Source organism: Paracoccus tibetensis (assembly GCF_900102505.1).
Taxonomy (GTDB): domain Bacteria; phylum Pseudomonadota; class Alphaproteobacteria; order Rhodobacterales; family Rhodobacteraceae; genus Paracoccus; species Paracoccus tibetensis.
The window spans coordinates 1-18,283 of the sequence record NZ_FMVT01000013.1 but is presented as its reverse complement, the minus strand read 5'-3'; the positions used below and the strand labels follow the sequence as shown (position 1 = coordinate 18,283).

The 18,283-nt window shown below is 65.5% G+C and carries 18 protein-coding genes; 11 read left to right on the top strand and 7 right to left on the bottom strand.

From position 1 onward, the window contains the following. Genes BLP73_RS15945 through BLP73_RS15930 form a run of 4 tightly spaced genes read right to left on the bottom strand, consistent with a single transcriptional unit; the run spans position 1 to position 3,771 of the window. Positions 1-804 (bottom strand): HpcH/HpaI aldolase family protein, encoded by an 804-nt coding sequence (locus BLP73_RS15945; protein ID WP_090746986.1) that lies wholly within the window; start codon positions 802-804, stop codon positions 1-3. Continuing rightward, positions 801-2,327, bottom strand: a complete 1,527-nt coding sequence (locus tag BLP73_RS15940; RefSeq protein ID WP_090746983.1) for a tripartite tricarboxylate transporter permease — start codon at positions 2,325-2,327, stop codon at positions 801-803. Before BLP73_RS15940 ends, BLP73_RS15945 begins: the two co-directional genes overlap by 4 nt. 8 nt (positions 2,328-2,335) lie before the next feature. Further along, on the bottom strand, positions 2,336-2,794 hold the full coding sequence (locus tag BLP73_RS15935; protein ID WP_090746979.1) for a tripartite tricarboxylate transporter TctB family protein: 459 nt from the start codon (positions 2,792-2,794) through the stop codon (positions 2,336-2,338). 2 nt (positions 2,795-2,796) lie between these two features. After that, the gene (locus BLP73_RS15930) at positions 2,797-3,771 is read right to left on the bottom strand and encodes a tripartite tricarboxylate transporter substrate binding protein (RefSeq protein ID WP_090746976.1); all 975 of its coding nucleotides are present in this window, start codon (positions 3,769-3,771) and stop codon (positions 2,797-2,799) included. 153 nt (positions 3,772-3,924) lie between these two features. Between BLP73_RS15930 and BLP73_RS15925 the strand changes: the two genes are divergently transcribed. From BLP73_RS15925 to BLP73_RS19120, 5 genes are all read left to right on the top strand, one after another. Beyond that, on the top strand, positions 3,925-4,965 hold the full coding sequence (locus BLP73_RS15925; protein ID WP_090746973.1) for a LacI family DNA-binding transcriptional regulator: 1,041 nt from the start codon (positions 3,925-3,927) through the stop codon (positions 4,963-4,965). A gap of 285 nt (positions 4,966-5,250) precedes the next feature. After that, positions 5,251-5,742 carry a hypothetical protein gene (locus tag BLP73_RS15920; protein ID WP_139165991.1) on the top strand — a complete coding sequence of 164 codons (492 nt, stop codon included), beginning with the start codon at positions 5,251-5,253 and terminating at the stop codon, positions 5,740-5,742. 280 nt (positions 5,743-6,022) lie between these two features. Next, positions 6,023-7,006, top strand: coding sequence for a hypothetical protein (locus tag BLP73_RS15915; RefSeq protein ID WP_139165990.1), 984 nt, complete (start codon positions 6,023-6,025; stop codon positions 7,004-7,006). A 74-nt stretch (positions 7,007-7,080) separates the two neighbouring features. Continuing rightward, on the top strand, positions 7,081-9,243 hold the full coding sequence (locus tag BLP73_RS15910) for an AAA family ATPase (protein ID WP_090746964.1): 2,163 nt from the start codon (positions 7,081-7,083) through the stop codon (positions 9,241-9,243). Further along, positions 9,230-9,469, top strand: a complete 240-nt coding sequence (locus BLP73_RS19120) for a hypothetical protein (RefSeq protein WP_139165989.1) — start codon at positions 9,230-9,232, stop codon at positions 9,467-9,469. Before BLP73_RS15910 ends, BLP73_RS19120 begins: the two co-directional genes overlap by 14 nt. Positions 9,470-9,611: 142 nt before the next feature. Here the strand turns inward: BLP73_RS19120 and BLP73_RS15900 are convergent, their stop codons facing one another. Continuing rightward, the gene (locus tag BLP73_RS15900) at positions 9,612-9,878 is read right to left on the bottom strand and encodes a helix-turn-helix transcriptional regulator (RefSeq protein ID WP_090746961.1); all 267 of its coding nucleotides are present in this window, start codon (positions 9,876-9,878) and stop codon (positions 9,612-9,614) included. Positions 9,879-10,208: 330 nt separating this feature from the next. Between BLP73_RS15900 and BLP73_RS15895 the strand changes: the two genes are divergently transcribed. The 4 genes from BLP73_RS15895 (at position 10,209) to BLP73_RS19460 (ending at position 13,564) form a co-directional block, all read left to right on the top strand. After that, a complete protein-coding gene (locus tag BLP73_RS15895) occupies positions 10,209-11,270 on the top strand; it encodes a hypothetical protein (RefSeq protein ID WP_090746958.1) in 1,062 nt (353 codons plus the stop codon). Positions 11,271-11,308: 38 nt separating this feature from the next. After that, positions 11,309-11,824 carry a hypothetical protein gene (locus BLP73_RS15890; RefSeq protein ID WP_090746956.1) on the top strand — a complete coding sequence of 172 codons (516 nt, stop codon included), beginning with the start codon at positions 11,309-11,311 and terminating at the stop codon, positions 11,822-11,824. A gap of 81 nt (positions 11,825-11,905) precedes the next feature. Further along, positions 11,906-12,208, top strand: coding sequence for a hypothetical protein (locus BLP73_RS15885; protein WP_090746953.1), 303 nt, complete (start codon positions 11,906-11,908; stop codon positions 12,206-12,208). 1,206 nt (positions 12,209-13,414) lie between these two features. Next, positions 13,415-13,564, top strand: a complete 150-nt coding sequence (locus tag BLP73_RS19460; protein ID WP_175453388.1) for a hypothetical protein — start codon at positions 13,415-13,417, stop codon at positions 13,562-13,564. A 163-nt stretch (positions 13,565-13,727) separates the two neighbouring features. Here the strand turns inward: BLP73_RS19460 and BLP73_RS15875 are convergent, their stop codons facing one another. Next, the gene (locus tag BLP73_RS15875; protein ID WP_090746949.1) at positions 13,728-14,129 is read right to left on the bottom strand and encodes a RidA family protein; all 402 of its coding nucleotides are present in this window, start codon (positions 14,127-14,129) and stop codon (positions 13,728-13,730) included. Positions 14,130-14,290: 161 nt separating this feature from the next. Here BLP73_RS15875 and BLP73_RS15870 point away from each other — a divergent pair, with 161 nt between their 5' ends. Beyond that, the gene (locus tag BLP73_RS15870) at positions 14,291-14,857 is read left to right on the top strand and encodes a TetR/AcrR family transcriptional regulator (protein WP_245686708.1); all 567 of its coding nucleotides are present in this window, start codon (positions 14,291-14,293) and stop codon (positions 14,855-14,857) included. Between the two features lie 968 nt (positions 14,858-15,825). Then, entirely contained in the window at positions 15,826-17,442 is a 1,617-nt protein-coding gene (locus tag BLP73_RS15865; protein WP_139165987.1) for a DUF927 domain-containing protein, read from the top strand. 516 nt (positions 17,443-17,958) lie between these two features. Here BLP73_RS15865 and BLP73_RS15860 read toward each other — a convergent pair. Next, positions 17,959-18,283, bottom strand: a 325-nt coding sequence (locus BLP73_RS15860; protein WP_139165985.1) for an IS5 family transposase, incomplete at its 5' end; no start/stop codon positions are given.

Sequence of the window (18,283 nt, the reverse complement as noted above, 5' to 3'; positions counted from 1 at the left end):
TCAGTAGCTGCGCGCCTGAGGAACAACCTCAGCCGCGGCGTGCAAATCGCTCAGCATATCTTCCCGCGCCTGCCGGGCAGCTGCGTAGACGAGACCGACATCGCAGGGTCCGACGATGAACTGGTAGCCGGCGTCACGCAACTGGGTGTAATTGCGGCCCCCACCGAGGATGGTGCCCAGCTTCACGTTCGAGTTGCGAGCTGTCACTTCGATCTGCTCCTTCGCCTTGAGCAGGTCCGGATGCTCCAGCTGCTCCAGGATGCCGATCGAGCCGGACAGATCGTTCGGTCCGACAAAGACCATGTCGATGCCAGGCAGCGCCCCGATTTGCGCGACATGCGGGACGGCGTCGATGTGCTCACACTGGACCATGAGCAGGAGATCATCATGTGCCGTGCGCGCGTATTCGGCCCACCGACCATAGTGAGAGGCGCGCACGATGGGAGCCGCATAGCCGCGGCCGCCGAGCGGAGGATAAAGGCAGGAGTGGACGATGGCCTTGGCGTGCTCGACCGTGTTCACCATGGGCACGATGATAGAGCGCGCACCGCGATCGAGCGCGCGTTTCAGAGTCGTGTCGTTTCCATCGGGAACGCGCAGGATGGCCTCACCGCCCGCCGCCTGCACGGCTCTGATCAGGCCGAGGCCTTCTTCGAGCGGAGCCGCGCCGTGCTCGCAGTCGATCACGACGACATCCCACCCGGCGTTGACGACGATCTCGGCCACCTCAGGCGAGCCGGTATCGATCCAGCAGGCGGTGACAGTTTCGCCGGCCTGCAGCCGTTTCTTGATTGCATTCGTCATGCTTCGTAGCCCTTGTGGTTCACTTGTTGGGGAGGTGCGATGATTGTCCGCACGGCGCGGTAGAGGCACAGGCCCCAGATCAGGATTGTCGCGAGGCCGAGAACCATCGCGATGTCGCGCGAGAAGAACTGGGTGAAGTCTCCCTGCGCCTTGATCATCGAGGTCATGAAGTTCTGCTCGAGCGTCTTGCCCAGAACGACGCCGAGGATGGCCGGAGCAATTGGGATTCCACCCAGGATCATCAGGAAGCCGAGGATCCCGAGGGCAATGATGATCCAGATCGAGAACACCGTGTTCATGACGGCAAAGCCGCCGATCAGTGACAGTGCGAGCACCAGCGGCATCAGCAGGCTCTTCGGCATCCGCAGCAGCTGACTGGCGAGAAGGATTGCGAGCGCGCCTGTGAAGATCATGAAGATGTTGGCGATGAGGAACGCACCGAAGAGCGTGTAGACGATCTCGCCGCTGCGCTCGAAGATGTCTGGGCCCGGCGTGAGGCCCTTCATCATGAGAACGCCAATGGCGATGGCAGTGACGCTGTCACCCGGGATCCCGAAGACGAGGGCTGGTGTCCAGGCGCCGCTGACGGCGGCATTGTTCGATGCACCACCCGCGACGATGCCTTCGTCATGGCCATGCCCGAATTTCTCAGGCGTGCGCGAGAACCGTCGGGAGAGCGCGTAGGCGATCCATGCAGCGACATCGGAGCCTGCCCCCGGCAGAACCCCGATAAGAACCCCGAGCGGCCCGGACCGGACCACCGCGGCCCATCGTGTTCTGATGATGCCAAGGGCATTCTTGATGGCCGTCCAGAGCGGCTCCATCCGGAGTGGGATCGGCTCCCCTGCCGGATTTCTTCGGACGAGCGCGGCTCGGAAAAGCTCGGTCAGGGCGAAGAACCCAATCATTGCCGAGATGAAGTCGACGCCATCATAGAGGTCATAGAGACCAAATGTGTATCGCGGCATACCGACAGCGACGTCGATCCCCACAGTCGCGATGGCGAGGCCGATAAAGAGGCTGGCGAATGTCTTGGCCGGCGGTGCGCTTGCGACGAAGACCGCGCAACTCAGTCCCAGGGCTGCCAGCCAGAACATCTCGTCACTGGAGAAGTTGGTCGCGAACCGCGCGAGCATGGGGGTCGCCAAGCTGAGGGCGATGACCCCGATGATGCCCCCACAGACTCCGGAAAAGAGCGACACGAACAGGATGGTCCGCGGGCGTCCATTATGCGCAATCGTGGAGCTGTCGGCGACATAGGCGGCCGACGCTGGTGTTCCGGGGATCCTGAGCAATGCGCCACTGATGTCCCCGGCGAAGATACCCGTGGACGTTGTGGCAACGATCGCCGCGATCGCGGTTACCGGATCCATGAAGAAGGTGAAGGGTACCAGAAGCGCCACTGCCATCGTCGCGGAGAGACCTGGCAAGGCACCGACCATCGCCCCGTAGAGCGTGCAGATCAGGATGGTCAGCAGGAGGGAAGGATCCATCAGCCTGACCAGGATGTCGTAGAATTCCATGTTCTACCTCACCAGGAATACGGCAAGAGCACGCCCCAGGGCAAAGACACCCTCATGACCGAGTAGAAGACGAAGTGGAGGATCAGCGTTGCGGACACCGCCAGGATGCTCGACGCCCACCAGCTCGCTCCGAAAAAGAGCGCGACGGTGAACAGCAGAGCAATGGTCGACAGGTGGTAGCCCAGTGGATCGAGCGCGAGGGCATAGCCAGCGATCAGCGCGACGAGCAGCCCTATCCGGCCAAGCCCGCGCCAATCCATCGTCAGACGATCCGGCTGGCTCTGCCGCAGGGCCCCGAGAAGGATGAGCATGCCAGAGAACGCCATGCCGCAGGAGACGATCTTGGGAAAGAACCCCGCGCCGAACTGCAAGCCGGCGGCAGGGGAAAACCCCTGCGCGCCAACGAACATGGCGATCCCGGCGAGCATCAGGACCATGCCGGTCACTGCGTCGCGGGAGACATCCATAGTTACTCCTGCGCCCCGCCAATGGCTTCGATCGTGCGACCAAGGCTCTCGTCATAGCTCGCCATCAGTTCGCCGAGTTCTGCAGCACCGCCCCAAACAACCGGTGCCCCGAGGGTAGCCCGGAACTCCGCCCACTCATCAGAAGCGACGATTTCTCCGAGCGCTGCCTCGTAGCTGCAGGCGATGTCTTCGGGCATGTCCTTGGGACCGGAGACGGTGGTGTAGGCTGCCAGCGTCCAGCCGCTGTCGAGTTCCTCGGCCGTCAGCGGGACATCGGGGAACGTGTCGCTGCGCGTATCGCTCATGTAAGCGAGAGCGCGGATCTCACCTGCCTCGACCAGCGCCTTCCCCTCGTCAAGCGACGGCGTCACCATGTCGACGCCGCCGGCGAGCAGTTCCTGGAGTGCGCTTGCCGAACCCTGCGAGGGAACCCAACGGATCGCCTCCGGATCGAGTCCCTCTGCTTCCAGCATGCCCGCCAAGGCGAGGTGCCAGATCCCGCCTTGCGAGGTGCCCGATGCCGTCAGCTCGCCCGGGTTTTCCCGCGCGTAATCGAGAACCTCCGTCAGCGAGGTGAAGCGGCTATCTTTACCCACGAGCACGCTCGCTGCGGGCTGATTCATCAAGGCAAGCGGCGTGATGTCTTCATAGGTCAGGTCGGTGAGGCCAAAATGGTGCATCGTGTTGATTTCGACGGTCACGGCACCAATGGTCTGGCCGTCCGGCCGCGCCCGCGAAATTGCCATATGGCCGGTCACGCCATTCCCGCCGGTGCGGTTCACGACGTTGAACGGAACGCCGAATCGATCCTGCAGCATGGAGGCCAGTTGACGCGCGTTGGTGTCGGTTGTGCCTCCTGCGCCCCACGGCACGATGAAGTTCACCGGACGCTGCGGTTGCCAGTCACATTCGGCACTTGCAGCGCTGCCCAGGCAGATCGCAGCAATAGCGGCGGCGGAAAAAGCGGTCTTGCTCATCGTGTCCTCCCAGACATTGACATGGGCCTTGGCCCGACTCCCTGTTGAAGGCTGTCATAGGAATGCCATTTAGTCTATCGTTTTACTAAATCGATTGACCGGCGGGGATCTTCTTGTGAATGATGCTATCCTGCAGGCAAAGGAATATCGCGCATGGCGCCACGCGTGACATTGAAGGACATCGCGAATGCGACAGGGCTATCGATTTCGAGCGTGTCGCTCGCTCTTCGGGGCGATAGACGTTTCCCTGTAGAAACGCTGACCCGTGTCCAGCAGGCTGCCCGATCCCTCGGCTACATTTATAATCAAGCAGCAGCCGATTTGCGCACATCTCGCAACAACACGGTGGCTGTGTGCCTCGGAGAGCTGTCCAACCCCATCTTCAACGACATGTTGATCACAGCCGAGAAAGAGATCGACCGCCGAGGCAAGAGGCTTCTGCTTGGCATCTCGCGCGAGTCCCGCCAGCGCCAAGCGGATTTCCTCAAGCAAGCACTTCAGATCGGCTGCGAAGCACTCCTCATTTGTCCGGCTTACGAAACCACCAAGAAAGACCTTGAAGATATCCTCTGCCACGAAGGCAAGCTGATTGTCCCTACGTGCCTCTTTTTCCGCGCCGTCGAGGGCTTTTCTTCTCCCCAGGTCGTCGCCGATGAATATGAGTCGGGTCGCTTGGCGGCTCGCGCAGCGATCGAAGCGGGTCACCGCACGGTCTACTGGCTTGGAGGCGGGCACGGCACCAGTCCCGCTCGCCTCCGCCTGCAAGGCGCACTGGATGAGTTGGCTGGATGTGGCTTGCAACCGGCTGGCATCATTCCAGGAGCGACGTCGCGGGCGTTCGGCTTTGAGGCAGCAACAGGAATTCTTGAAGAGCGGCAGTCTGGCGAGGTTGCCTTCTTGTGCTTCAGCGACCTCATAGCCCTTGGTGTTCTTTCGGCTTGCAGAGCGAAAGGTCGCGAAGTCGGCGTCGAAGTTTCCGTGATTGGATGCGACGACATGGATGAAGTCAAATATGCCATCCCGCCCCTCACTACGGTGCATATCGACCTTGATCAGATTGTTGCTGCCGCGATGAAAGCTGCACTTGAAGGTGGCCAGCCTCAGATTACCGCCTACAAACCAGAGATCGTAATCCGGTCCACGCTCTGCGGCCTCAGCCCTCTCGCTTCGCCGCCTTCAGCCCAATCTCGATGAGCTGACGGATCGCCTCTGACTCAGATGCGATGCGATGATCAAAACGAAAATCCGCAATTTGCTGGACCTGACCCTCGGTCAGTCCGATCAGCTTCTTGATGGGGTATGCGACGGGCTTTGACATGACGTGGAACTATATCCTCACATTGCCGTTGACGACGGCATATAGAGCATATATTATATAGCGAGCTCAAGGAGGGATTTGGCCCCCTCCCCGAACTCTAACCGCAGTCGATCTCTGGAGGATCAACCATGGCTAATCGCAGCCTTACCATGCCTTTTGGCGTGACGGAACCGGCACCGCGCCACTTCATCCACACTCCGATCTCGCGGGCCTTCTCGGGGCTCGTCGCGGCCCTGGCCGATCATGTCGAGGCCGAGCGCGACATCAGCGCGGCCGACAGCCGGGATCCGGGCTTTGCCACTTGGCTCCTTGATGCCGAGGCGGCGCGCACGGGTGTCCTCGGCCGGATCGACGCGATCCGCAGCGCCGAGGTGATCCGCCCCGAGGACCGGCCGCTGCGGCACATGGCGGTGATCTGCTACCTGCTGATGCAGGCGGGCTCGAATGCCGAGTTCCTTGAGGCACGGCAGGTCCTCGACAGGGCGCCTGCCCTCTTCGCCTGCCCCGGTGATGGCGCAGTGGCCTGGCGCTGCCGACAGATGCTGCGGAGCACGCGCCTGCGCATCCGGGAGATGTCGGCCCTGCCCTGCCATATAGATCCTTGCGAAATCGAGCCGGACGTTCCGGAGATCGCCGCGCCGGTCCCGGCCTGACCCTTCCCCCTGCTGATCCGCGCTGATTGCCGTCCCGACCCTGTCCAGGGTTCGGCCTGATGGTGCCTGCGCCCTGCATATCCCTCGCGCGGACGGGTCGCGCGAGGGCGGGTTTTCCAAATCTCAGCTCCTGGAGGCATTCATGCCCCGCAAACCCCGTTCCGCCGCGGCTCGCCCGGCGATCGCTCCTTCCTGTCCACCCGTCGCTCACGGGGCCCACGCCGCCCCGGGCACCATCCCCATGGAGGGCGCGCACCTGCCGGTCCACCGCGGTTCCTTGATGCCCGGCTGGATCGCCGCGGCCGAGGCCAAGGGCTTTGACATCGCCGCCCGCGTCATTGATCGCCTGCACCTGGCCCTGCGTTGCCGAACCTGTGGTCATGTCTTTGCCTGCCGGATCTCCGTGCTGACGAGCACGCAGCCAATCTGCCATGCCTGCCTGGAGGCCCGGCGCGCCGAGACCGCTATCCGCGCGGCGCTGGTCTATCTGGGCCGTGATCCGCAGAGCACCGCCTACGGGTTCTACCGCGCCCGCTGCGGCCATGTGCTCCGGCGCCAATACGAGATCATCATCCGCATGGCCGAGGGACGGTCCGGGCTTCGCTGCGAGACCTGCTTTGCCGCCCGCGAGGCGGCCATGGCCGCCCGGCGCGGCTGGACGCGGATCGGGCCGGACCCGGAGGGCAACCCGAACTATCACCTCTACCGCCATGCCTGCGGGACCGAGCGGCGCCTCGCCCGGGCAAACCTCTCCTGGGGCCAGGTCGACTGCCCCGGCTGCGGGCAGAGCTGGAGTGCGCGGGAGAGCCGGATCTACCTCCTGGATCTGCGCCATGACGGCCGGCACTTCCTGAAGCTGGGCTATTCCGCCCATCCGACCAAGCGCCACCGCCACCAGCTGGGCCTGCCCAGGGGGGCCGCGGTGCGGGTGCTGCGCGAGCTGGTCATGCCCACCGGCGCCGCCGCCTGCGCGGCCGAGACGCGGTTGCATCGCGATCTCTGCCGGGCCTTTCCCCATGCGGTCGTTCCGCAGGCCGAGTTCGCGGACATGCTGAACGTCACCCGCGAGATCTACCGCCCGAGGCTCCGCACCGAGATCGAGGCGCGGCTCGACGCGTTGGCGGCACAGATCAAGGCCGCGCCCTCCGGGAACGCAGCCGTCAGCGAAGAAGGCGGCGCGACCCGCAGCGCTGCAGAAAGCGCACCCGTCAGCGTGGCACGCATCGCGGTCGCCCTCGCATCCGACGCGCCCTCCGGAACCTAACACGCGCCACCCGGCCAGATCCTCCGCAGGGCGGCCACCGCCCTGCCCTCCTTCCTCATGCCCGGAGCCGACCCATGCCTGACTGGCTGCCCCGCTTCTACACCGCCGCCGCGCTGATCGACGCGCGCCCCCTCACCGCCGAGGAGATGCCCGAGCATGTCTTCGAGGCCCTGGTCGAGGGCCGCATTGGCGAGATCGACCTCGAGGAGATCGACGATACCGTCCCCATCGAAGAGCCCGAGATCAGCTTTGCCGAGACCCGCCCCGGCCTCGCGCAGCGGCCGCTCAGGGCGCTGGCGCTGGCACGGCTCTGCCGGGCGCTGCCATTGGCCGAGGATCTGGCCCGGTGGCTGGCGCCGGGCACCATCACCGTGATCGCCTGCCGCCCCGCCGGTCTCGCCGGCGATCTGGCCATCGTGCTGGCCCAGCTGATCGAGGCCGAGCACCCGACTCGCAAGCTGAACCTCGTCTGCAGCTCCGGCCGGGCCCATGCGCCCGAGACCAAGCCGCTCGATGCCGTGGCCGGCTTCTGGAAGGACGCGCTGGCCGAGGGGCGCGGCGCGCATCTTCTGATCCTCGGGGATGCCGCGCAGCTGCCGCGGCGCATGGCGCGGCTGCTGCCGCCGGTGCTGCAGCTCGGCCCCCCGGACCGGGAGGTGGTGGCCGCCGCGCTCAGCCTCGGCGATCCCGGTCCGCTGACGGGCGACTGCGCCCTGCCGCCCGATGCGGCGCTGGCGCGGCTTGGCGCGGATGCCTGGCGCCTGGCGCTGCGGCTGCCGGACCTCGCCGGCCGCGCCGCCGAGCTGCGCCGGCTGACCGAGGTGGCGGCGGCGGGCACGAAGGAGGCCGGCCCGGTGCTCGAAGACCTCTGCCTCGACGGGCCCGTCGCCGCCGCGGCCCGGCGGCTGGTCGCGGACATCGCCGCCTGGCGCGCGGGGCGCATCGCCTGGTCGCAGATGACCCGCTCGCTTCTGATCCATGGCGAGCCGGGCACCGGCAAGACCTGGCTGGCCCGCGCGGTGGCCGGATCGGCCGGGCTGCCGCTCGTCACCGCCTCGCTGGCGGAATGGCAGGCGGCGGGCCATCTTGGCGACATGCTGCGCGAGATGCGCGCCGCCTTCGCCCGCGCCCGCAGTGCCGCGCCCTGCGTGTTGATCCTCGATGAGCTGGATGCCGCCGGCAGCCGCGCCTCGGGCGATCGGCATGCCGTCTCCTACCGCGCGCAGGTCATCGCGGGGCTGCTTCAGGAACTGGACGGGGTCCTGGGCCTCGAGGGGGTGCTGGTCCTCGCCACCACCAACGACGCCCGCGCCATCGACCCTGCGCTGCTGCGCCCCGGCCGGATCGACCGGGTGCTGGCGCTGCCGCGCCCCTCCCCGGCGGCGGTGCGCGCCATCCTGGCGCGGCTGGTCGCCGCGCTGCCGGTCACGCTGCCCGGCGCGTCGATCGGCGGCGCGGATCTGGACCGGCTCTCCCGCCGCGCGACGGGGCGCAGCCCGGCCGAGCTGGACGCCGCGCTGCGCGAGGCGCAGAGCCGCGCACGCGAAGCGGGCCGGCCCGTCGCCGCAGCCGACATCGCCGCCGCGCTCGGCTTCGGGCGCGAGGACCCGGCAGTGCTGCGCCGCGTCGCGGTTCATGAAGCGGGCCATGCGGTGATGCTGCACCATACCGGGCGGGGGCGGATCACAGGCGCGCGGATCGGCATGGGCGGCGGGCATGTCGCGGTCGAGGACCTGCCGCTTCTGGACACCCGCGCCGGGCTCGAGGACCAGCTGGCCTGCTGCCTGGCCGGGCGCGCCGCCGAGGAGCTGATCCTCGGCGCACCCACCACCGGCGCCGGCGGTGGCGCCGCCTCGGATCTCGGCCGCGCGACGCAGCTGGCGGCCGAGATCGAGCGCGGCTACGGCCTTGGCGCGGGGCTTCTCTGGCAGGCCGATCCCGGCGCAGCGCTGGCGACGGACCCGGCGCTGGCGGCGCGGGTCGAGGCGCATCTGCAGCGCGCGCTGCGCCGCGCCCGCGCCACGCTCATCGCCGAGCGCCCGCGGCTGGAGGCGCTGACCGCGCGCCTCCTCGCCGAGCGGGTGATCGAGGGTGATCCCTTCGCCGCGCCGCGCACCGCGCCGGCCGACCCGCGGTGGGGCGCGGGGGCGGGCGCAGACGCCGCGGCCGTCACCGCCCCTGCTGCTGGCAGCCCCACCCACCCTGCCAGCACGGAGGCGCGTCATGGCGGCGCGTGAGCCGGCGGATCCAGCCCATCAGGCGCTGACCGAGGCGCTGGACGAGGCGGCGGTGCTGCGCGACCTGCTGGCGCTGGTCTTCTGGGCCGCCGAGGCCGTCCCCGGCCCCATGGGCGCCGGCCTCGCCCGCGGCGCCATGATGGCCCAGGACCGGCTCGAGCTGCTCATCGCCCGGATCGAGGCGGCAAGGTCGCAGCTGCGGCCGGCGCCAAAAAGGCGCGGATAATGGGCAAAGGCGGCGGCAGGCGGCAGGCGGCAGGCGGCAGGCGGCAGGCGGCAGGCGGCAGGCGGCAGGCGGCAGGCGGCAGGCGGCGACAGGGTTGATGCAGGTGGCGACGGTGTCAACCGTGGTGGCGCTGGCGCCGCGCTCAGGTCCCGGGGGCGCTGGCGGCGCTGGCGGCGCGCTCCGCCTCGATCGCGGTGACGAAGGCCGCCAAGGGCATGCCGAGCGCCAGCGCGATGCCGTCGACCGTGGCCAGGGTGGGCTGGTATTTGCGGGTCTCGAGCAGCGAGACGTAGCGCGGGCTGACGCCGGCCTTATGGGCCAGCTCCTCCTGGGTCATCCCGGCGGCGAGGCGGTGCCGGCGCAGGACGGTGGCGAAGGCGGAAAGGAGGGCATCGGCACGATCGGTCATCCCGATCCTAGACCTGAAAGAACCCGAGTCGCGCCACGAAGTATACTATGGAAATAGAAGCATCCTGTGAATAAGATGCGCGAAGCCCTGACCTCTGTCACAAGCCCTGGCCCCATCCTCGCAGCCGAGAGACCCCGATGCCCGAGACTCCGCCTGTTGACGCCCCCATGCCGCGCCTGCCACCGGGCACGCCGCGGCTCCGTCCGCCCGCCGCCGGCTGAGCGCCGAAGCGCCGCGACAGCCTCATTTGCTTGCCCTGCAGTTCGTCCTGCCGCGCTCAGCAGCCCGGTGGCCTGATGCCGGCTGCCCGTTCCCTGCCACCACCCGAGGATGACCCTGATGACCTGCCTCTTCCTGAACCGCTCCGCCACCGTGCTCGCCCCCATCATGGCTGCCGCCCTGACCGCCGCCGCTTTCGCAGCTCCCGCGCAAGCCACGCCTGCGGCGCCGGCGACCACTGCAGAGGCCGATGCCGCGGCGCAGGCCCGCGGGGCCGAGCTGGCACAGGGCGTGGAGCGGATCACCGAGCCCTATCTCGTCACGCTGCACTGCACGGCCCGGATGAGCGAGGTGTTCGGCTTCGAGCGCGATGCGGCTGCAGAGGCGGCCGGAGCCGCCTGCGAGGCCAGGGCCGGAGCGCGGCTCGCCCAGATCGCCGGGGAGCGCGCCAGCCGCGCCCTGGCCGAAATCGAGGCCGCGCCCGCCACACTCGAGGCGGCGATCGCCGCGAATGGCTACGCGCCTGCCGACGACGCCTTCGCGGCGATCTCCGCCAGCGCCGCCTACCGCGCGGCCGCGCCCGAGATCGACGCGGCCATCGAGCAGGCCCGCCGCGCCGGCGCGGCCAAGCGCGACGAGGTGCTCATTGCCGAGCGGGACCGGCTGGACGCGGCCATGGACGCGCTCGATCCCGCGCGGCACGGGCCGTCCGATCTGCCGGACTGCGCCGCCTTCGACCGGGACCAGCCCTGGCTGCGCCCGCTTCTGTCCCATTGCCGGGACCTGTGGCGCAGCTTCGAGGCCCGTCACACCCATCTGCGCTGCGAACGGCTCTTCGAGATTGCTCCGGCCGAGCTGCGCACCGGCGCCTTCGATGTCGGCGGCGGCGAGACAATGAACGCGACCGCACTCCTCTGCGATTACGGCTTCGAGGCCGAAGCGAGGACGCGCGGCGGGCTCTTCTCGACCAGCCGCACCGAGCTGAGCCTGCAGCTCGGGCCGCTGGAGGCGCCGCTGACCCTGACGGGCACGCTCCACGGCCCGGACGCGACGGGGCTCTGGCAGCTGCAGGCCCTCTCCCTCAGCCCCGGCCGCCTGGCGCGGGACCTTGACCCCGACGCCCCCGAGACCCTGCGCCACTGCCTCGCCGATCCGGCGCGCTGCCAGGACTGACATCCACCCTTACCCACCCCAGCACCACGGAGACGACCATGACCAACATCTCGACCAGAGCCGCCCACCGTTCCGCGATCCCCTTCCCTGCCCTCCTGCTGCCGGCGCTTCTCCTGCCCGGCGCGCTGACTGCGGCGCCCTATCTCGGCCGTTGCCAGATGGGCGAATGCATCCATGTCGATCGGGTCTCGCGCCAGGTGGTGGGCGAAGGCAGCGCCGCGGTGCCGGGCGACCTGGTGATGGTCGCGCTGCGCACCGCCGTCTCGGCCGCGCCCGAGGCCGATCCCGCCACCCTGGACTGGGAGGCAACGGCCCCGGTGCAGTTCTTCTGCTCCGAGACCCGGCCCGCCTTCCGATTGGGCGACGGCAGCTATCAGGGTCTGGATCTCGTGACCCCGGTCGGCGCCACCACCTTGGTCACCGCAATGTATCTGCACACCTGCCACCCGGAGGCGGATCTCGCCGATGACCCCTTCGCCGCAGCCGCCGCGCTCGGCTACGGCGCCACCGGCACCGAGGTCTTCGCCGACCTCAACGCGCTGACGGCGCGCTGACGCGCCGCCCGTCCACCCTGCCCGAGGCGGCGCATTCGGGCCACCTCTCTCCGCCCCACCCCTTTCCTGAAGGCCCGCACCATGCCCCACTCCCGCCGTCACCGCATCCTCGCCAGCAGCGCCCTCGCCCTTGCTTTGGCCCTGATCGCCGGTCTCATTCTGATGACACAAGGCGGTGCCCTCGGCAGCGCCGATCGCCGCCTCGTCGACCGCCATCACGCCACCATGGAGCGCTGCATGGCGGACGGCATCTCGATCACCGAACGCTCGATCGCCTGCGTCGAGATGAGCCGCATCCGCGACGACATCCGCGCCCGCGGCCTCTGCTTCGATCTCACCGGCGCGCGGCAGAGCTACCAGGATGTCTACAGGTGCCAGGAGTGATGTCGCCCCGGTCGCTCAGTCCCGTCGGGACGCGATCGGGCTCAGCCCGGGGAGAGGAGGGCGGAAATGGCGTTTGCAAACGCGTGTTTATGCAACTGTTGTTTTTTATAATTTTAGATTTTAAACTTAAAAAAACTCAACTAGATAAAGGTTTTTTTAATTTTAAAATCCCTGTGTTAAAATTCGGTTAGAACTTGGTTAAAGAACTTTTTTTGGTAAAGATGTTCAAAAACCTAAAAACGGCTCTGCACTTTGAGAAAACGCCGAGAAACAGGAAGCCTTTCCAATTGCAATTTCAACTGCATTCCGGAAACGAAAAAGAACTGACCCGCCAGAGGATCCCGGCATCCCGCTGACGTTGCAGGCGGCAGGCCAGCCGGGAAAACGGCGCATGCTTGCGTCGCCGAACAGGGCATGATCCAGTCATCTGCGAAAACTGACGTTGCCGGCCAGCAGGGGGACAAACGAGGTTCGGCCGGTCATCGCCCGGGCCCGTGACGTGATCCCAAGGCACAGGTTGGCAGCATGTGGGCTGGGGCGTCTTTCAACGATCTAAGCCGATCACTGAGAAGCGTGACGAACCTCGCTTCTGATAGTGCATTTCCTTGCCGTTGAAAACGAGGCTGGGGATGAGGGTGTCCGGCGTTGACATGCGCGCCACGTCATCCGTCGAAGTCTCGGTCTGCCGGAACTTGCACCACCAGAGATGGTTCATCGCTGGAGGTTGGTAGCGGAGCGATCTTTCGATCGCAAGCGGCCGAGGGACCGTGCCGCAGCCTCACCTTCTTTCCTCTGGCGGCCTCGGTGGCGCTTGGCTTTTTCGTGGTCCTGACGATGACCCGGCATAGCGGATCGCGCCCCACCCCGCTGCAGACGGGCTGATGACGGCGGGCTTTCCGGCAGGAGTCGTGGCAGGCTCATGGGCGGCTTGGAACATTGCTCGGCCACCGCTGGCGCGGTTGGCGATCGGGGGCCTGCTGCCCTGTGCCAGCTTCGTGCTGAGCCAGGCGATGCTGCTGGGGCTGACCCTGTGCGTCTTTGGCCGCTGCCAGTCGGAATGCTGGCGGCAGGTGTGGCGATGAGGCCTACTGCCTCCAGTCGCCGGTCGCCTTGGCACGCGCCGCGATCCTCAGCCACGCGGCTCGGCAGCTACGCCGGGACGGTCATCTTCTGGCCCTCTCGCACGCGGCCCCGCCCCCCTAAGCTTTGGAGGCAGCACCCTCCGCCCCGTTTCCCACCTTCGACGAGGAACTGGCCGCCATCGGCGCGCCTATCACGCGCCTCGAAAAAGCACTCGACGGCGCCGAAGCGATGCTGGAGCGCAACCTTGTGCTGGTGCAGAGGCGCCCGGCATAGCGGGAGCCAGGCGTGGGCCGAACGGCCGCCGCTGAGGCATCGGAGCATGGCGAGCAACAAGACGCTTTGCGTTCCAAGACGCCTCCGGCCTCCGATAGGTGACGAGCGGGCCAACTCTTGGTGACTGCCGCAGCGGGCATCTGTCGCGCGCTGCGGCGTCTCATCAGGCGGTCGGGATGCGGGCGATGACCTTGATCTCGAGGTCGAAGCCTGCGAGCCAGGTGACGCCGACGGCGGTCCAGGTCGGGAACGGTCTTTCCGGGAAGAAGCGCTCCTTCACGGGCATCAGGATGGGAAGCTGCGCCTCGGGGTCCGTGTGGAAGGTCGTGACGTCGATGATGTCATCGAAGCTGCAGCCGGCTGCCTGCAGCACCGCCTCGAGGTTGGCGAAGGCACGCTCGACTTGGCCAAGGTAGCTGTCTTCCGGCGAACCATCCTCGCGGCTGCCGACCTGGCCGGACACGAACAGCAGATCGCCGGAGCGGACGGCGGGAGAGTAGCCGTGGGCATCGTAAAGCGCGTGGCGGGCCGAGTTGCCCGGGTAGATGGCGTCGCGTTGGGCCATGTGTGTTTCTCCTTTGGCGGGTTGTGGTGATAAATCGGCGGCGATGCTTCCCCTGCCGAGGCAATTTAGATACGCTGCGTATCCAGCAGCTATTTACATACAAGTCGTATGTCAATAGCTGCAACGAAGAGGATGCCATGGCCAGACGGACCCGCGCCGAGATGATGGACGACACGCGGCGCAAGCTGATCGCGTCGGCACGTGCCGCTTTCGCGGAAAAAGGGTTTGCCGACACGTCGATGGATGATCTGACGGCGGCGGTCGGGCTGACGCGCGGGGCGCTCTATCACAACTTCGGCGACAAGAAGGGCCTCTTCGCGGCCGTCGTCGAGCAGATCGACGCCGAGATGGCGAGCCGGGCGCGCGCGCTTGCCGAGGCCGAGGATACGGTCTGGTCTGCGCTTCTGGCCGAGGGCTGCGCCTATATCGAGATGGCGCTCGACCCCGAGGTGCAGCGCATCGTCCTGCGCGATGGCCCGGCGGTGCTGGGCGATCCGGCCCATTGGCCGAGCCAGAACCGTTGTCTCGATGCCACGCGTGCGGCCGTGGCTGAATTGCGCGCGGCGGGCATTCTGAAGCCGGTCGATGTGGAGGCCGCATCACGTCTGCTGAACGGTGCGGCGCTCAATGCGGCACTCTGGGTAGCGACCTGTGATGACCCCGCTACGATGCTGCCAAAGGCGCAGGACGCATTCCGAATGCTCGCCGGGGGACTTCTGGTGGACTGAGATACCGATAAAGACCACCATCGGCATTCCTGAATGAACATCTTCAGTTCATCGCCGATCTTATTGTAGCTGTCCGGCATGGCAGATCCTGCAGAGACGGGATCGGCTCGATGAGCAAAGCGGATGTATGACTGCGTTTACCTTGCTGGACGCTCGTTGAAGATCGCAGCATGCCATATGTTCAAGCCCGACATGCTTGGTCACCGCGCCTGCCAACACGCGACGGTTTCTTCATCCCAGACCTTACATAACTTCGGAGCAGAAGCTTTCAGTCTGCGGTGTCAAGGCCGAAGGCAGGAGCCGCGGATTTTCGTAGGCCGCCCCACCTGGAGCTGGACGCCTCGGCTCACCCGGTCCAAGTGAGGCGCGGCGGTCCAAGCTGCGGTCCAAGGCCTCATCCACAGGCTCCGCTGCCACAACGGTCGCAGCTGGCTGAGAGAAAGGAGCTACGATGCAGCTTTGTGTCCACGGTTTGCATGCTGGACCGCGCGGGTAAGAAAAAAACTTTTTACTCGTAATGATGTCCGCCGGCGGGTGGCCGAGGAAAAGATATCCCTTTCTGCATTGAGAAAACTTCCAGCCACTCCTCTTAGTTGAGGATCGTATTATAGTAGGCGAAGATTTGTATCGAATGTCATGACCTTATCAGCTGACTGGAAAGACCCTAAATTCCTTTCACAGCGAAAGTGAAGGAAAAGTGAAGCGGCTGTCAACGGATCGAGATGTGGTCCAACGGTCCAATGGTCCAGCCAAATCTTCTTTCACCATGTTTCATAAACGCCAAGACATGATGTGGCGGAGCTATGGGAGTGGACGATTTGGTGGCAGGCACGTGGCATTTCATGGGGAGGCGTGAGATCGATGCGGTTCTGGCGCGACATTTTCATGAGAAGTGGGGCGTCAGTGCGGATTAGGGCATTCCTGGGGCGGTCGACCTCGCTGACTTCGTCGCCGCGATCCGGGAGGAGTTGGATCCTGGTTTTATGTGTCTCCAGGGCAGTGGCGTCATTTCTACAGGTGATGGAACCCCGGTATCGGGGCTGATCAGGGTTCTGCGCACTGGTGCGCGTGATGATAAGTCCGGCCATGTTATCGAGGTCGCGTTCGTCGCACATGACGGCACGCTTCAGCGCCTGACCCTCGAGAACAGCGCGCTCAACGGAACTGCCGGCCTGAACAGGCTGACGGACCACGGCTTCAAACTCCTCGGCAAGGCGTCCGATTTCAGGCATCTCCTGCGCAGCTGGAGAGGCGCGCCGACGGTTCGGCGCACCGATCGCACCGGCTGGATGTCCGGACCTGGTGGCGACATTTACATGCGCGCGGACGGGAACTCGATCCCGCATAATGAGGATCTCGGATCGGCGCCGTTGTTGGTGAACCCCGACCATTCTGCCCGAATGAGACGCGGAAGCTTGGAAGGGTGGCAGGACCAGGTGGCTCGCCCTGCCCTGGGCAGCGATCCACTGGTTTTAGGGATCTGTGCGGCAGTTGCCGCTCCGCTGCTCAAACTGGCCCGCATCGAGACGGCGATGTTCAACCTCCACGCAAAAGGCCCAGTTGGGAAATCCCTTGCCGTGGCCGTCGCGACCAGCGCAGATCGCGCGCCCGCAGGCAGTGCGAGGTGGTCGTTGGAACCGGCACTCCTCGAACAGATGATCCGGCGCACGCATGACGGGATCCTGGCGCTCGATTCACTTCCGGAAAACCTGACCGGCAAGCTGCTCGGACATCTGACCGGCCTCGGGGAAGACGGCTTCTACACGCAACATGACCGGGACTGGAGGGGAGTAACTCTGTCAACGTCCGAGTCATCCTTCCCTGCGCTGCTGAAACGGCACAGGAAGGTCGTGCCTGCCGCAATGGTTTCGAGAATCATCGACATCCCGGTCGACATCGGCGCCCATGGCGTGCTCGGATCGGTTCACGGCCATTCCGATGTCCGAGCTTTCGTCTCGACCATCGGATCTGGGCTCAAGGCGCATCACGGCCATCTGCTGCCCGCCTTCATCCAGCGGGTCATCAACGACCGTGCCATGATCTCGCACACCCTGCCCGCGCGACTTGACGCCGCCGCGGAACGATTGCTGCGAAATGGCCAGATTTCGATCGTCGCCGGTGATGGAGCAAGGCTTGAGGCACTCCGCCGGCTGGCGCTGGTCGCGGTCGCTGGTGAGATGGCCATTGAATATGGCCTGCTGCCGTGGCCGGCAGAGACAGCGGAAGCCGCAGTGCTTGCGATGGCGGTCCGCTGGCATTCGGCTGATCTCCCGAAGTTCGGCCTCGACGCTGTTCTGCAGCGCCTTCGGACTTTTCTGAAGACGTCAGAAACCGCTTTCAGACACCTGTCGACCGCGGGTCCAAAGATCACCTCGGACAAGGAGCTTGGTTGGCAGGATGACACTTACTACTACCTGACGACGAAGCAGATGAGGCGCGTTGAAGGTCTGTCAACGGCCGTTCCCGAACTGGTGGCGCAGGGCATCATAGTTCCGGGAGGGCAAGGAAACTCTTGGCAGTTCCGCATGGGAAGGCAGTTCAACCCACGTCCAAACCTCTATCGTATTTGCAAGCAGAAGTTATGACAGCATGATGCGCTTATGACGCTGGCCGTGGCTTCTGGCAGCTCCGTGCGATTGGGTCGGTGGAACAACTTGGAGGGAGATCGTCCCAACGATAAGCGGGCACTCCCGTGTTCATACCGGGATAAGGCGCTGCCAGGTCACATTGACAAGTGGCGCACTCAGAGGCGGATCGAGGTTGTACCGATGAAGCCCAGAAAGCTCCCTGCACTCTTGTAGTGGCTGGTGGCGACGCCGCGGTGATCGCTTTCAGATTGTTCAATCAAGGTTCATCAAGGTTCAATCAAGGTTCAATCAAGGTTCAATCAAGTTGTGAAGACGATACAGTTACTGGTCAATGCCGATACGTTTCTTTGGTGTCTTGCGCCTCGGGATAACGGGCAACACACATCGAATGTGCACAGAATTGGCGAACGTTATCTCGACGTTATCCCGGGCCAGCAAGCAGAACGCTTGGCGTTGGCAGGTTGTCGGCTACAATCATCTTGAAGCCAGTTTAGGCTCCAGACTCATTGATCGTCAAAGCCAGAAGATGACGGTTGCGGCGAGGGCGACGGCGGAGAGGAAGGTTTTCGCACATCTGTCGTAGCGGGTCGCGACGCGGCGCCAGTCCTTCAGCCTGCCGAACATGATCTCGATGCGGTTGCGCCGCTTGTATCGCCGCCTGTCGCATCGGACAGCCTTGCCGCGGGACTTCCGGCCCGGGATGCAGGGACGTATCCCCTTGTCTTTCAATGCATCCCTGAACCAGTCGGCATCATAACCCCGATCGGCGATCAGCCATTCGGCGGCAGGCAGGCTGCTCAGGAGCGCCGCAGCACCAGTGTAGTCGCTCACCTGGCCA